Origin of the sequence: Halomonas sp. 111, from assembly GCF_052379685.1 — a bacterium.
Taxonomy (GTDB): domain Bacteria; phylum Pseudomonadota; class Gammaproteobacteria; order Pseudomonadales; family Halomonadaceae; genus Vreelandella; species Vreelandella citrativorans.
Window position 1 is genome coordinate 48,497 of sequence record NZ_JBQSYV010000022.1, and the last position, 21,781, is coordinate 70,277.

The 21,781-nt window shown below is 54.4% G+C and carries 20 protein-coding genes; 14 read left to right on the forward strand and 6 right to left on the reverse strand.

Features of this window, described 5'->3' with window-relative positions:
* The first annotated feature begins 126 nt into the window (after positions 1–126).
* The 3 genes from ACT3T7_RS15610 (at position 127) to ACT3T7_RS15620 (ending at position 3,719) form a co-directional block, all read left to right on the forward strand.
* Positions 127–1,638, forward strand: coding sequence for a CoA-acylating methylmalonate-semialdehyde dehydrogenase (locus tag ACT3T7_RS15610; protein WP_444631506.1), 1,512 nt, complete (start codon positions 127–129; stop codon positions 1,636–1,638).
* A gap of 20 nt (positions 1,639–1,658) precedes the next feature.
* Complete coding sequence (locus ACT3T7_RS15615) at positions 1,659–3,323, forward strand: GMC family oxidoreductase (protein WP_193054523.1); 1,665 nt, start codon at positions 1,659–1,661, stop codon at positions 3,321–3,323.
* A gap of 189 nt (positions 3,324–3,512) precedes the next feature.
* On the forward strand, positions 3,513–3,719 hold the full coding sequence (locus tag ACT3T7_RS15620) for a cold-shock protein (RefSeq protein ID WP_054641278.1): 207 nt from the start codon (positions 3,513–3,515) through the stop codon (positions 3,717–3,719).
* A 504-nt stretch (positions 3,720–4,223) separates the two neighbouring features.
* Here ACT3T7_RS15620 and ACT3T7_RS15625 read toward each other — a convergent pair.
* Positions 4,224–4,586, reverse strand: coding sequence for a helix-turn-helix domain-containing protein (locus tag ACT3T7_RS15625; protein ID WP_226912098.1), 363 nt, complete (start codon positions 4,584–4,586; stop codon positions 4,224–4,226).
* A complete protein-coding gene (locus tag ACT3T7_RS15630; protein WP_193054524.1) occupies positions 4,583–4,879 on the reverse strand; it encodes a type II toxin-antitoxin system HigB family toxin in 297 nt (98 codons plus the stop codon). Before ACT3T7_RS15630 ends, ACT3T7_RS15625 begins: the two co-directional genes overlap by 4 nt.
* A 520-nt stretch (positions 4,880–5,399) precedes the next feature.
* On the opposite strand from ACT3T7_RS15630, the gene ACT3T7_RS15635 reads away from it, so the two are divergent.
* From ACT3T7_RS15635 to ACT3T7_RS15665, 7 genes are all read left to right on the forward strand, one after another.
* On the forward strand, positions 5,400–7,169 hold the full coding sequence (locus ACT3T7_RS15635; RefSeq protein WP_444631507.1) for an SLC13 family permease: 1,770 nt from the start codon (positions 5,400–5,402) through the stop codon (positions 7,167–7,169).
* 121 nt (positions 7,170–7,290) lie between these two features.
* Complete coding sequence (locus tag ACT3T7_RS15640) at positions 7,291–7,956, forward strand: alpha/beta hydrolase (protein WP_172117278.1); 666 nt, start codon at positions 7,291–7,293, stop codon at positions 7,954–7,956.
* A 68-nt stretch (positions 7,957–8,024) separates the two neighbouring features.
* The gene (locus ACT3T7_RS15645) at positions 8,025–8,711 is read left to right on the forward strand and encodes an NADH-quinone oxidoreductase subunit K (RefSeq protein WP_444631508.1); all 687 of its coding nucleotides are present in this window, start codon (positions 8,025–8,027) and stop codon (positions 8,709–8,711) included.
* Positions 8,708–10,198, forward strand: a complete 1,491-nt coding sequence (locus ACT3T7_RS15650; protein WP_444631509.1) for a complex I subunit 5 family protein — start codon at positions 8,708–8,710, stop codon at positions 10,196–10,198. The genes ACT3T7_RS15645 and ACT3T7_RS15650 overlap by 4 nt, the downstream gene beginning before the upstream one ends.
* On the forward strand, positions 10,195–11,700 hold the full coding sequence (locus ACT3T7_RS15655) for a complex I subunit 5 family protein (RefSeq protein ID WP_444631510.1): 1,506 nt from the start codon (positions 10,195–10,197) through the stop codon (positions 11,698–11,700). Before ACT3T7_RS15650 ends, ACT3T7_RS15655 begins: the two co-directional genes overlap by 4 nt.
* Entirely contained in the window at positions 11,697–13,469 is a 1,773-nt protein-coding gene (locus ACT3T7_RS15660) for a proton-conducting transporter transmembrane domain-containing protein (RefSeq protein ID WP_444631511.1), read from the forward strand. The genes ACT3T7_RS15655 and ACT3T7_RS15660 overlap by 4 nt, the downstream gene beginning before the upstream one ends.
* Positions 13,466–14,461, forward strand: a complete 996-nt coding sequence (locus tag ACT3T7_RS15665) for a YihY/virulence factor BrkB family protein (RefSeq protein WP_444631512.1) — start codon at positions 13,466–13,468, stop codon at positions 14,459–14,461. The genes ACT3T7_RS15660 and ACT3T7_RS15665 overlap by 4 nt, the downstream gene beginning before the upstream one ends.
* Before the next feature lie 77 nt (positions 14,462–14,538).
* On the opposite strand, the gene ACT3T7_RS15670 is transcribed toward ACT3T7_RS15665, so the two are convergent.
* Complete coding sequence (locus ACT3T7_RS15670; RefSeq protein WP_444631513.1) at positions 14,539–15,948, reverse strand: PhoH family protein; 1,410 nt, start codon at positions 15,946–15,948, stop codon at positions 14,539–14,541.
* Positions 15,949–16,151: 203 nt separating this feature from the next.
* Positions 16,152–17,021 (reverse strand): LysR family transcriptional regulator, encoded by an 870-nt coding sequence (locus tag ACT3T7_RS15675; RefSeq protein ID WP_444631514.1) that lies wholly within the window; start codon positions 17,019–17,021, stop codon positions 16,152–16,154.
* Between the two features lie 122 nt (positions 17,022–17,143).
* Here ACT3T7_RS15675 and ACT3T7_RS15680 point away from each other — a divergent pair, with 122 nt between their 5' ends.
* Positions 17,144–18,010, forward strand: coding sequence for a cation diffusion facilitator family transporter (locus tag ACT3T7_RS15680; RefSeq protein WP_444631515.1), 867 nt, complete (start codon positions 17,144–17,146; stop codon positions 18,008–18,010).
* 99 nt (positions 18,011–18,109) lie between these two features.
* Here the strand turns inward: ACT3T7_RS15680 and ACT3T7_RS15685 are convergent, their stop codons facing one another.
* A complete protein-coding gene (locus ACT3T7_RS15685; protein ID WP_193054532.1) occupies positions 18,110–18,295 on the reverse strand; it encodes a DUF3008 family protein in 186 nt (61 codons plus the stop codon).
* A gap of 124 nt (positions 18,296–18,419) precedes the next feature.
* On the opposite strand from ACT3T7_RS15685, the gene ybaK reads away from it, so the two are divergent.
* From ybaK to ACT3T7_RS15700, 3 genes are all read left to right on the forward strand, one after another.
* Positions 18,420–18,887, forward strand: a complete 468-nt coding sequence (gene ybaK / locus ACT3T7_RS15690; RefSeq protein ID WP_444631516.1) for a Cys-tRNA(Pro) deacylase — start codon at positions 18,420–18,422, stop codon at positions 18,885–18,887.
* A gap of 104 nt (positions 18,888–18,991) precedes the next feature.
* Positions 18,992–20,389, forward strand: coding sequence for an ATP-dependent RNA helicase DbpA (gene dbpA, locus ACT3T7_RS15695; protein WP_444631517.1), 1,398 nt, complete (start codon positions 18,992–18,994; stop codon positions 20,387–20,389).
* 62 nt (positions 20,390–20,451) lie between these two features.
* On the forward strand, positions 20,452–21,309 hold the full coding sequence (locus tag ACT3T7_RS15700; protein ID WP_193054535.1) for a PA4780 family RIO1-like protein kinase: 858 nt from the start codon (positions 20,452–20,454) through the stop codon (positions 21,307–21,309).
* Positions 21,310–21,399: 90 nt separating this feature from the next.
* Here ACT3T7_RS15700 and ACT3T7_RS15705 read toward each other — a convergent pair.
* Positions 21,400–21,781 (reverse strand): transketolase-like TK C-terminal-containing protein (locus tag ACT3T7_RS15705; RefSeq protein WP_444631518.1); only part of this gene is annotated, 382 nt, incomplete at its 5' end.

Consider the following 21,781-nt stretch of genomic DNA (forward strand, 5'->3'; position numbering starts at 1 on the left):
GCCTCCTGGTTTTCATTTTGTTATTAGCAGAGCTTATATCCCGGTTTAAATTTACTCAATTGATCGCGCCAACAATCACGCTAGTCTGGGCAGATCCCATTGGTTCTGCTTATAAAGGTAGTGATGATGACAACAACAGCCATTCAGCACTTTATTAATGGTCAGATCAGCGAAGGTCGCTCTGGCGATGCCCAGGATGTGTTTAACCCAGCCACCGGCCAAGTCACCGGCCGTGTCGCCCTGGCGTCACAAAGCGATGTGGAGGCGGCTGTAAATGCGGCCAGTGCAGCGTTTCCTGCGTGGGCCGATACGCCGCCCATTCGCCGGGCCCGAGTGCTGTTCAAGTTTCTGGAATTATTGAATACGCATAAAGATGCCCTCGCTGAGGCGATCACCCAAGAGCATGGCAAGGTATTTACCGATGCCCAGGGCGAGGTGGCGCGCGGGATCGATGTTGTCGAGTTTGCCTGCGGTATCCCCCAACTGCTTAAGGGTGACTACACCGAGCAGGTCAGTACCGGTATTGATAATTGGACAACCCGGCAACCGCTTGGCGTTGTGGCGGGTATTACGCCGTTTAACTTCCCGGTCATGGTGCCGATGTGGATGTTCCCTATCGCCATCGCCACGGGTAACACCTTTATTCTCAAACCAAGCCCGCTTGACCCTAGCGCGTCACTAATGCTGGCAGACCTTCTGAAGCAGGCCGGTTTGCCCGATGGCGTGTTTAACGTGGTGCAGGGAGGGAAGGAGTCTGTTGAAGCATTAATCGATCACCCCGAGGTCAAAGCGCTCTCGTTTGTTGGCTCGACGCCAATTGCCAACCTGATCTATGAGCGGGGTGCCAGGCACGGCAAGCGCGTGCAGGCATTGGGCGGGGCGAAAAACCATATGGTCGTGATGCCTGATGCGCACCTGGATAAAGCGGTGGATGCGTTAATCGGCGCCGCCTACGGCTCGGCGGGCGAGCGCTGCATGGCGATTAGCGTAGCGGTACTGGTCGGCGACGTGGCGGATAGCGTGGTGCCCAAGCTTGCCGAGCGCGCTAAAGCGCTAAAAGTAAAAAATGGCATGCAGCTGGATGCCGAAATGGGGCCGATCGTAACGTGTCAGGCCCACCAGCGTATTACCGGCTACATCGAAAAAGGCGTGTCTGAAGGTGCGAAACTGATCGTGGATGGCCGTGAGTTTGATACTACCCAGGTGGGTAGTGACTGTGCCGACGGCTTCTGGATGGGCGGCACGCTTTTCGACCACGTCACGCCGGAAATGACGATCTATAAAGAAGAGATCTTTGGCCCGGTGTTGGTGTGCGTACGCGTGCCGGATGTCGCGACGGCCATTCAGTTAATCAACGACCATGAATTCGGTAACGGCGTCAGCTGCTTTACCGAAAGCGGCAGCGTGGCAAGAGAGTTCGGGCGCCGTATTCAGGTTGGCATGGTCGGTATCAATGTGCCTATCCCGGTGCCGATGGCGTGGCACGGCTTTGGCGGTTGGAAGCGTTCACTGTTCGGCGATACCCACGCCTACGGCGAGGAGGGCGTACGTTTTTATACCAGGCAGAAGTCAATTATGCAGCGCTGGTCAGACTCGATTGATAACGGGGCTGAGTTTGTGATGCCGACGGCCAAATAAGTCGATGCGGAGCAAGGCAAATGACACAACAACAAACCTTGGCATTTGACTACATTGTGATAGGTGCAGGCACCGCAGGCTGCCTGATGGCCAACCGGTTAAGCGCCGATCCGAATAATCGGGTGCTTCTAATCGAAGCGGGTGGGCGCGATAACTATCACTGGATCCATATTCCGGTGGGGTATCTGTACTGCATTAATAACCCGCGCACCGATTGGCTGTTTCGCACCGAGCCAGAACAAGGCTTGAACGGCCGTTCGCTGATTTACCCGCGGGGTAAAACCCTGGGCGGCTGTTCGAGTATCAACGGCATGATTTATATGCGCGGCCAGGCGCGCGACTACAACCACTGGGCTGAGGTCGTGGGTGATGATGCTTGGCGGTGGGAGAACTGCCTGCCGGACTTTATGCAGCATGAAAGCCACTACCGGCTGGATGAAGGAGGCGATGCGGATGCCGAGCAGCGCGAGTTTCACGGCGATAGCGGTGAGTGGCGGGTTGAAAAGCAGCGCTTGAAGTGGGAAGTGTTGGACGACTTCGCCGAGGCGGCCGTGCAGGCCGGTATTCCCCGCACCGAGGATTTTAACCGTGGCAATAATGAAGGTGTTGCTTACTTTGAAGTCAACCAGCGTAATGGCTGGCGCTGGAACACCGCCAAGGCGTTTTTACGCCCCGCGCTTAAACGTAACAACCTGACGCTTTGGCACTCTACCCAGGTGAATCGGCTCTGCTTTGAAGATGGTCAGGGCAGTCCACTCTGTAACGGAGTAGACGTTACCCAGCGCGGGAAAAACCTGAACGCCCGCGCCAGCAAAGAAGTAATTTTGTGTGCCGGTGCCATTGGCTCGCCGCACCTTTTGCAGCTATCGGGTATTGGGCCTAAAGCGCATCTTGAAGAGCACGCCATTGAGGTAGTGCATGACCTGCCGGGTGTAGGCGAGAACCTGCAAGATCATCTTCAGATCCGTTCAGTGTATCGTGTCACCAATGCAAAAACGCTCAATGCGGTAGCAGGCACTTTGCTGGGTAAAGCAGGCATTGGCTGGGAGTATCTGTGCAAGCGCACCGGCCCCATGAGCATGGCACCTTCACAACTTGGCGCCTTTACGCGCAGCTCTAACGAGTATGAGCACGCTAATATTCAGTACCACGTTCAGCCATTAAGCCTTGAGGCATTTGGGCAGCCGCTACATCCTTATCCGGCCATTACCGCCAGCGTATGCAACTTAAATCCGAGCAGTCGCGGAACAGTCCGCCTGAAAAGCTCCAATCCAGCTGATGCTCCGGCTATTTCGCCCAACTATTTAAGTACCCACGAGGATCGAAAGGTGGCCGCTGATTCACTGCGCGTTACTCGGCACATTGCAGCGCAAGCGGCTTTTTCCAAATATGCTCCCGAGGAGGTTAAACCGGGGCTTGAGTATCAAAGTGATGACGAGCTAACGCGCTTGGCAGGCGACATAGGTACCACCATTTTTCATCCCGTAGGCACAACACGGATGGGTTGTGCTGATGATCCGATGGCCGTTGTGGATGCTAAATTACGAGTGCTGGGCGTCAAGGGGTTACGCATTGCGGATGCGGGGATAATGCCCACCATCACCAGCGGTAATACAAACTCGCCCACGTTAATGATTGCAGAAAAAGCGGCTAAATGGATTTTAGAGGAAAATGTGTTGCATTAACTTTTTTTTTAAGCATAGTGTTGACGTGCGACCTGGTTAGGCGCATTCTTAAACGCAGTTGGTTAGCAAGTCGAACGTTGTCAGCAGTATCGAACGCCTAAGCGTGAGTCTGGTGAAAGTTTCTTGTTCTACCCACTGCAATTCGGGTATTTCCCGGCTTTACATTAAGCTACATCGAGGATTTCGATCATGGCAACTGGTACCGTTAAGTGGTTTAACGACACTAAAGGTTTCGGCTTCATTTCTCCGGACGACAATGGCGACGACCTGTTCGCGCATTTCTCTGAAATTCAAGCTGACGGTTTCAAAACTCTGCAAGACGGCCAGAAGGTTTCCTTCGACGTCACTCAGGGTAAGAAAGGCCTTCAGGCTTCCAACATCAAAGTTCTGGGTTAATTCTCAGCATTTGATGTTTGCTGCTAGCGCCAAGCGTTAGTAAGCTGAAAAAACGCTCGTGAGCGTAATGCCGTTCGGTTAACGATGACCGAAGGCTCTAAGAAAATCCGGTATTCTTCATTGGATACCGGATTTTTTTGTGCCTATTCAACAGACATTGCTCGATATTGATGAGCTACATTCCTTCACTGGCCTCAGCACCTTTGCCCAGCATATCCCTGTCGAATGGATAGAGTCTGCTCTTCACCTTTCTGGATGACCGTCCTCGACCATCAAGGCCGAGGACGGTAAAAATATCCAAAACCCGCTATCCAGTAAATCGCAAGGCGGCGCCGCTTAAGTGAACAGCATTACGAGCCTAGCGCCAAGGCTTTTTGCTATCCACTTCCCAGCTAGAAAGCGTCACAGGTGCCACTACCGAGCAAATCAGATGCAGCAGACATTGCGGTTAGATTCTTTTGATGGGCAGGAAGGATTCAACCCCGCTGAAGCGGGGTCTGCTGGTTAGGCGACCTGATTCATAAGGCTGTCGTAAGGGATTTTCAGGCCGTCATGAAGTCTTTTTATCATGCCCAGGCTTAGCTTGCGCTTACGATTCAATACCTCAGAGACGCGGCCACTAGGACCGATATAAGCCTCAAGGTCGCGCTGCGTTAGTCCCTGTTGCTCCATGCGAAATTTGATAGCTTCGATGGGGTCGGACGGGCCAATGGGATAGTGCTTATCCTCGTACTTCTCAATAAGGATGGAAAGCACTTCAATTTCATCGGCTTCAGGAGAGTCCGGCGCGGCACTCCAAAGCTCTTCTAGGCGAGCGAAAGCGCGATCAAGGTCGCTATCATTACGGATGGGCTGAATGTTCATCATATTGTCTCCGCATCAACTTTATCGTACTGAGCATGGGTGCCGACGAATCGAACCCAGGCAATTTGCTGCTCATAACGAATGGATAGGATTACCCGGTACTTATTGCCACCGATATTGAAAACAGCGCGCCCACCTTTCAGGATGCTTGCTGTTCTAATATCAGCCTTTAGTTGCTGTGGTGTTTCCCAAGATGCCTTTAGCATCATGTTATACCACTCGGTCAGCGGGGTTTCGGCATCGCCATAGCCCTGCTCCCAAAACTCTTTCAGCGTACGCTTTGCTATGACTCTCATGCCACCTCCCAATATGGGATATTGTAGCGCCTCCCAATTTGGGAGTAAAGTTTGATTCCAGCAGGCTAGCGCCGCCTTTCCCCCCCCCCCTTAAAGCTAAGATTGGTTAGAACGCCCATATCGTCAGATGCCGCTAAGCGCGTCCCCAGTGATCGACTGCATGCCTTTCAGGGGGCGCTTGCGGCGGAGGGCTGAAGGAGGCTGAATTCTTGGCGCGAGAGAATGAAGAGACGCGATACCGTATTTCGATCGATTCCAGTGGCACCATGGATATATCGCCTACTGTCTACTAGGGCGCTTATTTATTCTCAAGGGCTTGAGGTAGGATGACCCCGCCGAAGCGGTAATGCTGTTCGGTCCTCGGCAAACCTTAACCGAACAGCATTACGCTCACGAGCGGGGTTTTTTGTGTGTGAATTTTCTTATTCTATTTTGGTATTTAAATGTTTCTAAAAATAACTTTTTAGAATATGTGGTTAAGGTCACAATAGCGCATTACTTTTGTTAGGAATGTCGCGTTATGACACTGGATGCATGGATTGCGATAGCGGTGGTTGCCACCATCTTCCCGCTAATGACCGTCTCGAGGTTAGGGCCTGACATCATTTTGCTTGGCGCTGTCATTGTACTGATGACCCTGGGCGTTATTGAGCCAGCTCAGGCGTTAAGCGGCTTTTCCAACAGTGGGCTGTTTACGGTCGCTTTTATGTACGTGCTGGTGGCTAGCATCCGTGAAACGGGCGGTATCGATCTTATTATTCGCTATGTATTGGGGCGCCCTAAAACCGAGCGGGGTGCTTTGGTGCGGTTACTGTTACCGGTGGCCTCTTTAAGTGCTTTTTTAAATAACACCCCTGTAGTGGCTACCTATATACCGGCGGTTATGAGCTGGAGTCGGCGGCTGCGACGCTCTCCCCAGCGGCTGCTGATGCCGTTAAGCTTCGCCTCCATTCTTGGCGGTACAATTACCTTGTTTGGCAGCAGCACCAACCTGGTGGTGTATGGGCTGCTGACGGAGCGTTATCCCAATGTGACTATGGGCCTGTTTGACCTTGCCTGGGTGGGTGTGCCGGTCGCCGTGGTAGGGCTTGCCTATCTGGTGATTCTTGGGCCGCGCCTGTTACCTGCCCGCGAGGGGTTGGCCAATGCGTTCGCTAACCCGCGTGAATTTACCATTGAAATGGAGGTCGATCGGGAAGGCGTTCTGGTTAATCGAACGGTGGAGGAGGCCGGGCTGCGCCACTTGCAAGAGCTGTTTCTGGTTGAGATCGAGCGTGACGGTAACGTTGTGAGTGTTGTGGGGCCTGGCGAGCAGTTAAAGGGTGGTGACCGGTTGGTGTTTGTGGGCACCAGCGATGCCGCTGTCGAATTACAGCAAATTCGTGGATTAATACCCTCGCACGATCATACCTCCAGTCTTGAAAAAGAGTTCAAAGAGCGCCGCTTGGTCGAAGCCGTAGTGTCGAACCAGTGCCAGTTCATTGGCCAGCGCATTCGAGACGGCCGCTTTAGGACGCTTTATGGTGCGGCCGTACTGGCTATTTGCCGAGGCGGTGAGCGTGTCACCGGCAATCTGGGGCAGGTACGCCTGCAGCCCGCTGATGTGCTGCTACTGGAAGCGCGTCCTCCATTTATTGAACGCCACCGTCAGTCAAAAGACTTTCTCTTGATCAGTGAGCTAAACGGCTCTGCGCGGCCTGTTCATGAAAAAGCGCCGCTCGCCTGGGGGATTCTGCTGGGGGCAGTATTGCTGGCTGCATTCGGCGTTTTGAGCATGTTAAATGCCGCGATGCTGGGCGCTGCACTGGCGCTGTTAAGCGGCTGCTTTTCGGTTGAAGCTGCCCGGCGCGGGCTGGATAGCCAAGTGCTTTTGACGATTGCTGCCTCGTTTGGTGTGGGGGCTGCGCTGCAGAGTTCGGGCGCCGCAGATGCTATTGCCGGTGGCATACTGCATGTCGTAGGCAGTAACCCTTGGCTGCTCTTGATAGGTACGTACTGTGTTGTGGCGTTGCTAACTGAGCTTGTCACTAATAACGGTGCGGCGGTGATCATTTTTCCGGTCGTCATGGCCGCCGCCGAGAGCCTTGGCGTAAACTCAATGCCTTATGTGATTGCAATAATGTTTGCCGCTTCGGCCAGCTTTTTAACGCCTATTGGCTATCAAACCAACTTAATGGTGTATGGCCCCGGCGGTTATCGTATTAGTGATTTTATGCGCGTAGGCGGTGGCCTAAACGTGCTAACCGGGGCCATCGCACTCATATTGATTCCTCATGTGTGGCCCTTTTAAGCGTAATCACTCGCTGTGAATGCCGGTTTACGTTAGGGTCTGTTAATGTTTCATCGCCGCTTGCGCTAACCGTTCAAGCGCCCTAATCGCGTGCTTTTTCAATTAAGTAAGGATAAATATCATGACGGACCCAGGCGAACTGATTATTGAACCGAAAAACGGTCAACCTGCCGATGCCTGTGTGTTTATCATTCATGGCTTAGGTGCCGATGGGCATGACTTCGAGCCTCTGGTGCCCGCGCTTAACCTTCCTGAAGATGCCCACGTACGGTTTATTATGCCGCACGCGCCACGGCTGCCGGTGACCGTTAACGGCGGCATGGTGATGCCCGCCTGGTACGACATTCTGGCGATGGACCTCGGGCGCCGTGTTGATGAAGTACAGCTGAAATGCTCTGCCAAGCGTATTCAGGCGCTGATACAGGAACAGATTGATCACGGTATCGATAGCCAGCGGATTATCGTGGCAGGGTTCTCTCAGGGGGGCGCGGTGGCTTATCAGGCGGCGTTATCTTTTCCGTTGCCGTTAGGCGGGTTGCTGGCAATGTCGACCTACTTTGCCACGGCAGACAGTATCGAATTGAGTGACGCCAACAAGGCAATTCCGATTGAGGTGCATCACGGTAATATGGACCCTATCGTGGCAGAGAGTTTGGGACGGGCTGGGTTTGAGCGCTTAAAAGCCCAAGGCTACACCGCCAACTATCGCCAGTACCCTATGGCTCACGCACTTTGCCCTCAGCAAGTGGGCGATATTGGTCAGTGGTTGAGCACTCTTCTGAAGTAATCCTTACATCGACAAGTGATCAAAAGATAGGCAAAGTAATTTGTCTATAAGCCGCTGCAAGGATAGCAATGGCAGTAATCTCGTCTGTCGACCTCATCGAGGCTGTATTAGCGCTGTGTCTTATGATAGCAGCGCTGGTTTGCCTATTTGACCGCCATTTGGTGCGTGCGTGTCGCGCCTTTTTTGCCTTTACGCTCACGATGGTGCTTGCCTGGCTAACCCTGGGGATGCCCTGGTTAGCGGCTGTCGAAGGGCTATTGGGCACGGTATTAACCGTCGCCTGCTTTTTTTACGCGTTAGGTATCTTTCCCTCAAGCGCTTCTAAATTACCCCGTTACGATCATTTTGAGCCGCCACTAACACATAGAATCATGCGCATTGTGTTAGCGCTTGCCTGGTGTTTGATGGTCGGAGCTGCCATTTTCCTTGTGCTACCTGAAATGGCTTACTCGCCTGCAAAGCACCCCCTGGTGTTGGCCGGAGTGGCGGTGGTGGCCACAGCAATGGGTGCTTTTGCCTGGCAGCGCCACTTATTGCGCCGTTTGCTTGCCTTTAACGTACTGGGGTCGGGTGTGTTTCTGCTCTTGGCCGGGGTCGCAGGCGCAATTCCCCAAGGGCAGGCGCTGGTTATAGTGGGCCTGGTGATCGCCTGGCTCGGATCACTGCTGGGGGCATTAGTGATCCGAAAGCTTTACCAGCTTGAAGGGCAAGAGGCCCTGTTAGAGGATGACGGGCGTGAGGAGAAGGCTAAATGATAGAGCGATTTGGCCTGACAGACAGTACATTCGAGCCGCTTTTAACTAGCCATTGGGCATTGGCTGCCGCCGTGTGTTTGCCGCTTGTTTTCGGTGGGCTAGCCGCACTCTGGCCACCTAAGCGAATGTGGCCTATCGCGTTGGCATGCGTTCCTGTATTGGCCGCCGGGCTATCGTTATTGATCGACTACCAGCAAGTAGGGCTACTGCACTGGGGCTGGGAAACCTGGGGAATTAATGTTGCGCTGCGCTTAAACGGGGTAAGCGTGCTGATGTTACTGTTAACGCAGTGGCTGGCAGCGGCAGCGGCGCTTTATACCCCAGGCTCGCTGCGGCTTTCGGCACCCGAACCGTTGGCCCGTTGGATATGGCCGTTGATGGGCGTTATGGTCAGCGCGCTTTCGTTGATTTGGCTGGCCACTGACTTGATCACGCTCTACCTTGCGCTGGAGGCCATGGGGTTGGCTGCGGTAGGCATGCTGCTGCTTTCAGGTAAGGCCGCGGCGTTGTTGGCCGGTATGCGGTATCTGTTGCTTACGCTGGTGGGGTCGCTTGCCTATTTACTGGGCGTCGCGCTGCTGTTGGGCACTTGGGGGCGGCTTGATTTGGTCGGGCTTGCGCAGGTTATTGAGCCAGGGCCGATTGTCTGGATCGCGGCGGCGCTAATAGGGGCGGGGCTTGCCTTGAAAGCCGCTCTATTTCCGCTTCATGCTTGGCTTTCTCCGGTGCATTCCAGCGCCTGGACGCCTGTGAGCGTATTGCATGCTGGGCTGGTGGTTAAAGCATCGCTATTCGTGCTGCTTCAGCTGTGGAGTCTTTTATTACCGGACACCTTTTGGGCGCCGCGATTAATCGCCTGGCTGGGCATGTTGGCCATTATATGGGGTGGCTTAATTGCTTGGCGTGCTGAAACGCTCAAAATAGTGGTGGCTTCATCAACCGTGGCGCAGTTGGGCTACTTGATGGTGGTGTTCCCCTTATTGCTAGGCCCCAATGTAGCATCAGTGGTAAAGACGCTGGCGTGGGAAGGGTTCTGGTTGCAGTTAATAGGCCATGCGCTAGCGAAAGCCGCGATGTTTTTAGCCGCCGGTAATTTGATGATGGTCACCGGTGAAACGACCCTAAAGGGGCTTGCTGGCACCAGCCGCCGGCTACCGCTTTCACTGTTGGTTTTTGGAATTTCGTCGGTAACTTTAATGGGGCTGCCACCAAGCGCGGGCTTTACGGCTAAATGGCTGCTCCTGCAAGCCATGGTGCTCTCCCACCAGTGGCTGGCAGTGGCAGTATTGCTTATAGGTACACTGTTAACCGCCGCCTATATTTTTCGCTTTTTCCGCTATTCGTTCCTGGAGGAGGACCCGCGCCACCGTTTTCAGCCGCTTGCTCCGGGTATGGATGCGATTGCGCTTTGCTTAGCCATGGCGGCGTTAGCGTTAGGGCTTTTAGCGCACTTTCCGCTTGAGCTTCTTCATGGAGATAACGCATGAATGTCGCTTGGCTACCCTTGACTGCGTTGGCCGCATCGCTACTGGCTGCGGTGATTATTTTTGTACTGCCTGAAGCATCCAGACGGATGCGTACCCGTATCAACCTGCTGGCGGCGGTCATCAAAATCAGCCTAGTGGCGCTAATGGTAACGCTCGTAGCACGTGGCGAGGAGGCCGTGTTCAGCTTTCAGGTGGTCGGTAATATCGACTTTGTACTGCGTGCTGACGCGTTGGGCGTCATGTTTGCTGGGCTCTCGTCGCTCTTATGGCTATGCACCACGATTTACGCCATTGGTTATCTGGAAGGAACCGCGAACCGTAAACGCTTTTTTGGGTTTTTTAGCTTATGTGTTGCCAGTACGCTGGGTATTGCGCTGGCCGGTAACTTGTTTACCTTTCTGATTTTCTACGAAATGCTGACGCTATCCACCTATCCGCTGGTGGTCCACTCGGGCACTGATAAAGCCTTAAATGCCGGGCGAATTTATCTACGTTACACCCTGACCGCAGGCGTAGTACTGCTGTTGGGGGCGGTGCTTTTATATAGTTTAACGGGCGACCATTCGTTCGCCTCCGAGCGCGGTCTAGGGGGCTACTTAGTAGACCACCGCAGCCTGCTAACGTTTATATTTGCGCTCCTGGTGGGTGGGTTTGCCGTTAAGGCTGCCATGGTGCCGCTGCATGGTTGGTTGCCTAGAGCCATGGTCGCACCGGCACCGGTAAGCGCACTATTGCACGCAGTGGCGGTGGTAAAAGCCGGTGCCTTTGGCATTTTGCGAATTATTTACGACCTGTATGGCATTGAGCTAAGCGTAGAGCTTGGGGTTACGACGGTGTTAGCAGTGGCGGCCTCGATCACTATTATATATGGCTCAATACGAGCCATCGCGCAGCAGGAGTTAAAGCCGCGACTGGCCTTTTCAACCATCAGCCAAGTGTCGTATATCGTGCTTGGGGTTAGCCTGGTGGGTCCTTTTGGCACCATTGGCGCGCTTGCTCACCTACTGCACCAAGGGATCATGAAGGTAACGCTATTTTTCTGTGCGGGTATTTATGCAGAAGAGCTGGGCATCCACCGCATTGATGAGATGGATGGAGCGGGTAAGCGTATGCCACTCACCAGCCTGGCCTTTACGGTGGGCGCCTTTGGCATGATTGGTCTACCGCCTGTGGCCGGATTTATCACTAAATGGTATTTGGGGATTGGCGCCATTCAGGCCGACATGTATTGGGTTGTCGCCGTGCTGGTGTCAAGCAGTGCGCTAAATGCCCTCTATTTTCTGCCGATCGTGCATCGTCTTTGGTTTCGTGTTGGGCCTGCTCATGGCAATGGGAGTTGGCCAAAAAATCAGCGTCTTGGACGTTTGGAAACTCACGGCTGGCTGCTCTGGCCTGCCGTGTTTACCGCCGTTCTCAGTATCGCTGCTGGCGCACTTGCCGGGTTGCCGTTTAGCCCACTGGATTGGGCAACACGCGTAGCCGAGGGGGAGTACCTGCAATGATAACGCTACTCTTGGTGATAACACTTTGCTGGCCAATCTGCGTGTCATTGATGGGCGTATGGAAGGCCTATCGTACGCCCGATGCTCATCGTCGCTACTTCTCGTGGGTCTGGCTCAGTGCGGCATGGCCGGCACTACTGTTGGCGTATATGGGGGAAGCACACTGGGTGATAGATGCCTGGATGCTGGGCGGGCACTGGTCGCTTAACGCACTGAGCCGCCCTTGGCTTGCTTTCACCGCGCTGCTTTGGTGTTTTGCAGCGATTCATGCGCGTGGATATTTTGCCAAGGAGCAGGCCAGCGCCCAAGCGGGCGACAGTGCCGCTGAGCGCCGGTTGTTGCGCCTGGCTCTGTTATGGCCATTAACGTTTGTCGGTAACGTACTTCTGATTATTGCCCAGGATATCGCCACTTTTTACCTGGGCTTTGCGCTGATGACATTTGCCGCCTATGGCCTGGTCGTACATAACGGTACGCCGGATGCGAAACTGGGTGCGAGGGCCTATTTGATTCTCGCGGTGGTCGGCGAAGGATTGATTCTGGGAGGTTTGCTGTGGGCGGCCGGTAGTGCGGAAACCGTACTGCTGGCAGGCGTACGTGAGGGGATCGCCACGGCTGAGTATGGTGCCTTAATGGCGTGCTTGCTATGGCTTGGGCTGGGCGTGAAGGCTGGCGTTATCGGCTTACACGTGTGGCTACCGCTTGCGCATCCGGCGGCCCCCGCTCCGGCCAGCGCGGTGCTAAGCGGCGCGATGATCAAGGCCGGGCTGCTTGGCTGGATCTACGTATTACCCCTGGGGGAAACCTCGCTTTCCGGTGCGCTCACCCGGCTTGGCGACATCATGGTGGTCGCTGGTTTGGCCGCTGCCTTTGGCGCGGCGCTATATGGGGTGTGGCAGAGGCACCCCAAGGCCGTATTGGCTTACTCCAGCATCAGCCAAATGGGCATGCTGACCGCCATGGTCGCTATGGGATTGGCAGCGCCCGAGGTGTGGCCCTTGTTGCTGCCGGGCGTGGTCCTCTTTGCGGCTCACCACGCGCTGGCCAAAGGCGCGCTATTTATGGGGACCAGCGTTAGTGAGCATTTACCTCGGTGGCCGTTGGCGCTTGTCTGGGTGCTGCTGGCGCTGCCTGCCTTGTCGCTTACCGGCGCCTTTGGCGCTGGGCTCGTCAGCAAGCGGGGCGTCAAAAGCGCGCTGTATGAGATGCATTATGAGCAACTGGTCGCGCTGTTAACCTGGGCGGCAATTGGCACCTCTGCGTTGGTAAGTGTCAGTCTCTGGCGGCAGTGGCAGCAGCGCAGCACCGGTGGGAGCCATCCTGGTCAGTGGGGTGGCTGGCTTGCTGCATTAACGGCCGCTCTTGTGACGCCGATATGGCTACCGCTTCCTCAAGGGAGTGCGGAAATCCCCCCGTTGAAAGAGTGGTTTAGCCTGATGTGGCCACTGCCCGTAGGCATCGTGTTAACGTGGGCGGGATGGTGGTTAACGCGCCATTGGCGTATACGCCCCCCGCCTGCAGGCGACTTATGGTGGCCTTATGCGTGGCTCGTTCAAAATGCCTTGGTAGGGGTGCGCTCTGCTGGGCAGTGGTGTGGCGATGTTAAAGCAGCGTCTGTGGGTATTGCTCTGGCCATTGAAAAACGGATGATGGCGCGCTTAACTCAACTAACGGCCATGGAAAGCTGGATGCGCCACCATACGAGCGGCTTGATGATGGCGTTAGCCATTGTTTTGGCACTGTTATTAATCTGGGAAGGGTCGCCATGAGCCACGAGAGTTCACAGAACCACCGAGGGAGACGTGCCAAAAAGCCCGATGAGATTCCACGCTATGGGTGGTTTGATGTTGTATGGCGGGTGTTGCGCGCCGCTAAGCGTGACCGCCTTACCATGTTGGCGGCTGGTGTCGCGTTTTACGCTCTGCTAGCACTATTTCCTACCATTGCAGCGGTAATATCGCTGTGGGGATTGCTGTTTGATCCGGTGGAAGCAGGGCGGCAGCTTTATGAACTAAGCCGTTTTATGCCCCCGGATGCGGCAAGCCTTATTGATCAGCAGACCCAGACAGTGGTTGAAAGTGCCGAATCTGGCAACGTAATGGCGGTGCTTTTAGGGTTGTTGGTCGCCATGTATATCGCTTCCAAAGGCGTGGGAGTGCTCGTGGTGGGGCTGAATGTGGTTTATGGCGAAAAGGAGCGGCGTAACTTCTTTCTTCGCGGTGTTGTGTTGGTGCTACTGACGTTTGGCCTGATTGGCATGACCCTGGTATCGCTTGGCTTTATTGCGATTGTGCCTGTGGTGGTCGATGCCTTAGCGGTGGATGATCCTTTCGATCAAGTATTTAAGTGGCTGCGCTGGCCTGCCTTGTTGATCATCATGAGCTTTTTAATTGCCCTGTTGTACCGATTTGCGCCTTATCGGCGTGCCGCACAATGGCGCTGGTTAAGCTATGGCACGCTGTTGGCGACCACCTTATGGTTACTTGGGTCAGGCGGGCTTTCACTTTATGTCCGCTACTTTTCAAGCTTCAGTGAGCTTTATGGGTCATTGGGCGCCGTGGTTGTACTGATGATGTGGTTTTGGCTGTCTGCGTTTGTGGTACTGCTGGGTGCAGAAGTGAACAGTGAGATGGAGCGCCAGACCTATAAAGACACCACTATTGGTGAAGAGCGCCCATTAGGTGAGCGCGAAGCCTTTGCCGCCGATACGCTGGGGGTTGAAAACCCTTGGAACGGCGATAAAGAAAAAAACCGCCAGTAGCGAGCTGGCGGTTTTACCGTACGTTTACGTATTAGGCGGTTACCCTCGCTGTAAGAGCCCTTTTTAGAACAGCCTTTTTACAAAAGCTCTTCAGCCGCCAGCGCCAGGCGCGAACGCTCAACGCTTTTGAGGGTAATATGTCCGGCGTGTGGCCAGTCACGGAAGCGCTCAACCACGGCCGCCATGCCGCAGGTATTGGCGGTTAGGTAGGGCGTATCGATTTGCCCCACGTTGCCTAAACAGACAATTTTGGTATTACGTCCGGCACGGGTAACCAGTGATTTAAGCTGTTTGGGTGTAAAGTTCTGTGCCTCGTCGATAATCAAAAAGGTGTCGTTTAAGGTGCGCCCTCGCATAAAGCCTGGCGAGCGAATTTGCACGCGTGAGCCAATCAGTTGCCGTGTTGCGCCATTATCCCAGGTCGACTCTCCTTCGTCATTGCGCAGCAGGTTATCCATATTGTCGTGGAAGGCACCCATCCACGGCGACATCTTCTCCTCCTCGGTACCGGGCAAAAAACCAATGTCCTCGCCCATCGGAATAGGTGCGCGGGTAAACACAATACGCTCAAACTGCTTGGTATCCAGGGTTTGCTGGAAAGCGGCGGCCAGCGTCATAAAGGTCTTACCCGTGCCCGCGTTACCGGCAATGGTGACCAGGTCAATGTCTGGGTCCATCAGCAGGTTAAGAGTAAAGTTTTGACGGCTATCATGGGCGTGAACGCCCCACACCCCAGCGTGGTGGCGATAGTTGGTCAACAGCTGTAACCGCGCTGATGAGGGCGACAGCTCACGAATAATGGCCTCAAACTCAGCGCCATTCTCGCTGTCGGAGACAAGCATTCCCAAGTGCCAGTGACGGGGCATGTCGCCACTTAATTGATAAAACGTTTGATGCTCCACCCGCTCAACGCTGACATCAACATTCAGCGCTTCCCAAAGTGCCCTGCCGTTGTGTCCCGCCGATGCGTATACTTGGGCACCCTCAATCATGGCATCGCTGTCTGAGAATGCCCGATCGTTAAAGTAATCCTCCACAGGGACTTTTAGCGCGGCCGCCTTTACGCGCAGGTTGATATCTTTGGTAATTAGAATGACCGAGGCATCGGGGCGCTCATCGCGCAGCCGACAGGTTTCCGCCAGAATACGGTTATCCGGACTGTCGTCCATCGAGTCGAAGGGCTTTAAATCGTTGAAGCAGAGAAAGTGCAGGCGTCCAGATTCGCCGCTAATACGTGGGATGGGGATGCCGCGTTGAATCTCGTCAAAAGTAACCTGGTTGGTAAGATCAGAGAGCGTACGGCTAACTTGACGTGCCGTACGGGCAATCTCACGAATTCCGTTTTTATGCTTATCCAGTTCCTCAAGAACCGTCATGGGGATAACCACGTCATGCTCTTCAAAGTGGTAGAGCGCTGCGGGGTCATGGATCAGGACATTGGTGTCCAGGACATAAAGCCTTGTCGCTTTCTTATCGAGTCTTACCATCGGGGGATAGCTCCTTGGTTGACGGCAACATCGACACTGGCAGCTACATCTTACGCCTAGATGACACTTGCCTGTGTCGTTCCTCTGGCGTGTCTTTAAATCTCCTTGTGAGGCACTTTTTTATAGCGTGGAAGGATATTGCACTTTTTTCCACTGCTATATTTCACCGAAGTGACCACTTCTACATTTTAGCGAAGTGACCACTACTGCGAGTTGCCTAGAAAACGCGCCACTTTGTTAAGGAGTGCGGTGGCCACTACGCCCAGGTTTTCACTCTCTACATAGCGGTAATAGTGGCTTTCCAGGGCAAGGTCGTGATTCAGTGAACAGAGCTGATCACTTTCCAATGCTTCTTTAACCAGCGGGTGGGGAAGTAGTGCCCATCCCGTGCCGTTTATTACCGCATCTCGGATCACCTCAAACATGGTGAAGCCCAGGTAGTTAGCGGAAAACAGCGCCTCGCTGACCAGTTTGTCGTCCTGAATGTGGGTTAAGCAGACTTGCGTGTATTGGGCGAGATCATCGCGATTGACGCTAGGAAGCCGACTCAGTGGGTGCTGTGGAGAGGCCACTAAGCGCATGCTTACAGGTGCCAGGTTGGCTGCATGGGGGGCAACGCCTTCGGCGGTATAAAGCCCAAACGCAATATCGACAGTTTGGCGCAGAATAAATTGGCTGTGCTCCTGCGGTGGAACAAGATAAACCGATACCGCGGTCAGCGGGAACTGCTGCTTTAAATCGTGCATGACCTGGTGCCAGAACCGCTCAGGAAGCGCATCATCGCGGGCAATGCACAGCTGGTTTTCGACCCCTTGCAGATGTTGGTGGCAGTGCTTTTTGATTCGGCTGGCACTTGTCAGTAGCCGGTAACAGTCGGGGAGTACGCTTTCACCTACGGCGGTTAGTGTCAGGCTATTTCCCGAGCGTTCAAAGAGTGCCACCCCCAGGCTATCTTCCAGCGCATGGACCGCCGCACTTAGCGTACCGCGCTTTATACCTGACTGCCGTGCAGCGGCGGCAAAGGAGCCGTGCTCAGTGACTTCAACAAACGCCTGGACTTGTTCAGCTCGCATACGGAGTCTCGTGGTTGAGTGCTATTTTTTTTAGCGCTGAGTGATTCGTTAAACGTTAGTACACCCTTTACCATGCAGCACGATTTCCTACAATCCTGCTAAATCAGAACGGAGTTTTCTGCGTGACCCCCTTTATTGCTGAGCGCCGTGCGCTAAGATTTTCAGCTATTTCAGCAAGCTTTTTTGCCCTGTCTGGCTTGGTCCTGGGATTAGCCAGTGGCTCTATCACGATTTTATTCGATAGCGGATATTCACTGTTAAGCCTTGTTCTGGCTTCGCTCTCATTGCTTGCGTTACAGCATGCCCGCAAACCCGCGGATGATCACTACCCCTTTGGGCGGCTAACGGTAGAGCCGCTAGCGGTGCTGCTCAAAGGCGTGGTGATTGCGCTGGTGTGTCTGTTCTCTTTAGTGTCAGCCGTGTGGAGCTTGGCGCAGGGCGGACGCTTGGTGACACTTGATTTGGCCTTGTTATTTGGTGTCGCTAACGTGAGCGGCTGTTTGTTGACCTGGTGGTGGCTAAAGCGCTATGCCCGTATTGCTCGCTCCTCCTTATTGGCGGCTGAGCTGCGTCAGTGGCAAATGGATACCTGGTTAAGCGCGGCGGTAATGCTTGGTTTTGCACTTACCTGGGGACTCACGTTAACGCCCTGGGCAAGTTATGCGCGGTTGGCTGACCCGGTAATGGTGCTGATCATTGCAGGCTACTTTTTACCCATGCCTATCCGCATGGTGCGTGGAGCGCTTCGCGAACTAATGTTTGGCGAACCCATGGGCAGCATTCGCCAGGACATGGTGGAAGAGATCGCCGAGTTTGATATCGCCAGTGACGATGTGCGCCTAGCGCAGGTGGGCAGCTTTCTGATGGTGGATATCCAGCTCGACAAGCAACAGATCGATGATGCTGAAGAGATTGTGGAGAGCGTTGAGCAGCACTGCTTGCAGCGTAATTTGCGCCCCGTCACCAGCATTACCCTGGTGGCCACGTAAACCGGGGGGAATAGCACTGTCACTTTCGTTAGTGTTCATCATAACGCCTGCTTAATGAAGCGGGCGTTATGATGTAAAAGCGGAGCACTACAAGCGCAGTTAATCGTCTTTCTTCTCTGGTTTGCCTTTGCGCTCGGTGCTTGCCATCTCCTCAAGCTCCTCTTCGCTCATTGAGTCGTACATATCCTTGGAAGCGTCATAAAGCTCACTGGGCTTGGTTTCTCCACGTTTGGCGGAAAGGGCAGCGCCTGCGGCTTTTTGCTGGGCTTTCGATGTGGCTGGCATAATTAAGGCTCCTTTCGGTTGACTTCCCTTTAGCGCTTACGCTATTTAGCGTAGCAGGCAGGAAGAGGCTTTCCAGAGCGCGCCACAAGGGCTGCCCAACTTTACTAAACATCAAGAGAGCGTCATGACACCAGCCATTAATACGGCCAAAAAAGCGGGTATCCCGTTTGAAATTCATGAGTATCAGCACGATGTAGCGGCGGAGTCTTACGGCCTAGAAGCCGCTGAAAAACTGGGGGTGGCGGCCGAGCAAGTATTCAAGACCCTGGTAGTAACGCTGGACGGCAAGACGCTTGCCGTGGGTATCGTGCCGGTCACTCAGCAGTTGGGCTTAAAGCAGGTTGCCAAGGCCGCTGGGGCTAAAAAAGCCGTCATGGGGGTACCTGCCGAGGTCGAGCGTGCCACTGGCTATGTGTTGGGCGGGGTAAGCCCCTTGGGGCAGAAGAAACGCTTGGCAACCTATATTGATGCGTCGGCTGCGGGTTTTGCCACTATTTTTGTCAGCGCCGGGCGGCGTGGGCTTGAAATTGAGCTGGCGCCCAATGACCTGGCAACCCTTTGCAAGGCTGAGCTTGCGCCACTGGCGGTATGAGATGCACGCAGGGGCAGGCACTTTCTGGTATGGTGCTTCACATTAAAGTGTATCCGTATTAGTTACCTCTTTACTGGCCGTTAAACGGCCCTGCAGGTTTTATTGTGTCAGACGTCTCCTTCTCGTCGCTCGCCTTACCGGCCACGCTGCTTACTAACCTTGAGTCGCTGGGTTATCACCAGATGACGCCTGTTCAGGCGCAAAGCCTGCCGCCTATGCTAGCCGGGCGGGATGTGCTGGCACAGGCCAAAACAGGCTCGGGCAAAACAGCAGCGTTTGGTTTGGCGCTACTCGCTGAACTACGGGTTGAAGTATTTTCTGTACAGGGGCTGGTACTTTGCCCTACTCGTGAGCTTGCTGATCAGGTGGCCGAAGAGCTGCGCCGTTTGGCGCGGGCCATGGCTAACGTTAAAGTATTAACACTGTGTGGCGGAGCGCCGTTTGGGCCACAGTTAGGCTCGCTTGAGCATGGCGCGCATATTGTTGTTGGTACCCCGGGGCGTATTGAAGAGCATCTGCGTAAAGGTTCGTTGACGCTGGGTTCGCTAAGCACACTTGTGCTGGACGAGGCGGATCGTATGCTCGATATGGGCTTTCAAGCATCATTGGACGCGATCATTGCGGAAACCCCGGCGGATCGCCAGACGCTGCTATTTAGCGCTACCTTCCCTGATGAACAGGAGTCCGGTGGCTTGGCGGCCATGACGCGCGGCGTCATGATGGATCCTGTCAGCGTTAAAGTGGCTGAGGTGCATGACACCACTACCATTGATCAGCACTTCTATGAAGTGCCTAGTGAAGATGCCCGCTTTGGTGCGCTTAAACAGCTGTTGCTGGTCAACCGTCCGACGACCAGCGTGGTGTTTTGCAACACCAAGCGCGAAACCCAGGCAGTAGCCGATAGCCTGGTGGATGCCGGTTTTAGCGCGGTAGCGCTACACGGTGATTTAGAGCAAAAAGACCGTGATCGTATTTTGATACTCTTTGCCAACCAAAGTGCGTCAATCCTGGTGGCCACCGACGTGGCGGCACGTGGCCTGGATATTGCGCAATTGGATGCGGTGTTTAACTATCAAATTGCCCGTGAGCTAGAGGTTCATGTCCACCGCGTAGGGCGTACCGGGCGGGCGGGCGCCAGTGGCATTGCCTGTACACTGGTAACCCCTCAAGAAACCTATCGCTTGGGACGCTTGGCAGAGCTTCTGAGCGAGCAGCTCACCACGGAAGCGCTTCCTAAAGCCACACAAACATCCCCCTTTGAACCTCCCATGGCGACGCTGCAATTAGTCGGTGGCAAAAAGGATAAGCTGCGGCCAGGCGATATTTTGGGTGCCCTGACCAGCGAGGGCGGGCTGCGCGGTGATCAGGTCGGTAAAATTAAAGTGTTGGCCCGTAGTGCGTATGTCGCGGTTGAGCGTAGCGCCGTTCAAAAAGCCCAGGCCAAACTCGAACGTGACAAACTAAAAGGACGCGCCTTTCGTGTGCGTCGCATTCGCTACTGAGTGCCAGAAACTGTCCCTACTTCTAACTGTTTCTACTTCTATAGGAGCCATTGCAGCTAGCCATGAAAACACCCAAACGATTACAGCCCCTGGTCGATGACGGCCTGATCGATGAGGTGCTGACGCAGTTGATGAGCGGCAAGGAAGCACAGGTTTACGTGGTGCGCTGTGGCGAAGAAGTACGCTGTGCCAAGGTATTTAAAGAGGCAAAACAGCGCAGCTTTAAGCAGGCGGTACAGTACCAGGAAGGGCGTAAAGAGCGTAATAGCCGGCGTGCCCGGGCCATGGCGAAGAAGACCCGCTATGGTCAAAAAGAGCAGGAGCAGGCGTGGCTAACTGCGGAAGTAGACGCGCTCTATCGCCTTGCCGCGGCTGAAGTACGCGTACCCAAGCCTTTCGGTTTTGTGGATGGCGTGCTGCTCATGGAGATGATTACCGATGCCGAGGGCACTGTTGCGCCACGGCTGGATGACGTAACTCTGACCCACGAGCAAGCGCTGCGCTATCACGATAAAGTCATCAAGGATGTGGTGCGCATGCTCTGCGCTGGCCTGATCCACGGTGACTTGTCGGAATTTAACGTGCTGGTAGATGCCGAGGGGCCGGTCATTATTGACCTGCCCCAGGCCGTGGATGCTGCTGGTAACAATAGCGCGGCTGCCATGCTAGAGCGTGACGTTAATAATATGCGCGCCTACTTTGGCCACTATGCACCGGAACTGCTAAAGACCCACTATGGCAAAGAGATGTGGGCGCTTTATGAGGCAGGCGAGCTGCACCCAGAGAGTAAGTTGACCGGCCACTTCGACTTCGACACCCATATCGCCAATGTCGATGAGTTGATGGAAGTGATCGATGACGCCAAAGAAGAAGAGGCTGAGCGTCAGGCGCGGATGCGCGATGACGAGGATGAAGATTAAGCTTATTGGTCGTCAGCGTGAATAATCAGAGCATGGCATTTTTGGTGATGCTAGCCATGCTCTGAGTAGAACGTCGTTCAGCTATTTTTCTTACCTGTTTAGCATTTCTTCTGCTGTGCCAAGAATATTCTCAACCGTAAAGCCGAAGTGCTTGAACAGCTCACCCGCAGGGGCGGACTCGCCGAACGTGGTCATGCCGATCACACGCCCGTCCAGACCCACATACTTGTACCAGTAGTCGGCATGTGAGGCTTCAACGGCAATACGCTTGGTGACCGCCTTGGGCAGGACGCTTTCCCGGTACTCGGCGTCCTGACCGTTGAAGCGGTAGGTCGACGGCATGGAGACCACGCGTACCGCTTTGCCTTGTGCTTCAAGCTCGGCGGCAGCGTCCATGGCCAGCCCCACTTCCGAACCGGTGGCGATCAGGATCAGCTCGGGTGTACCGTCGCTGTCTTTCAGCACATACCCG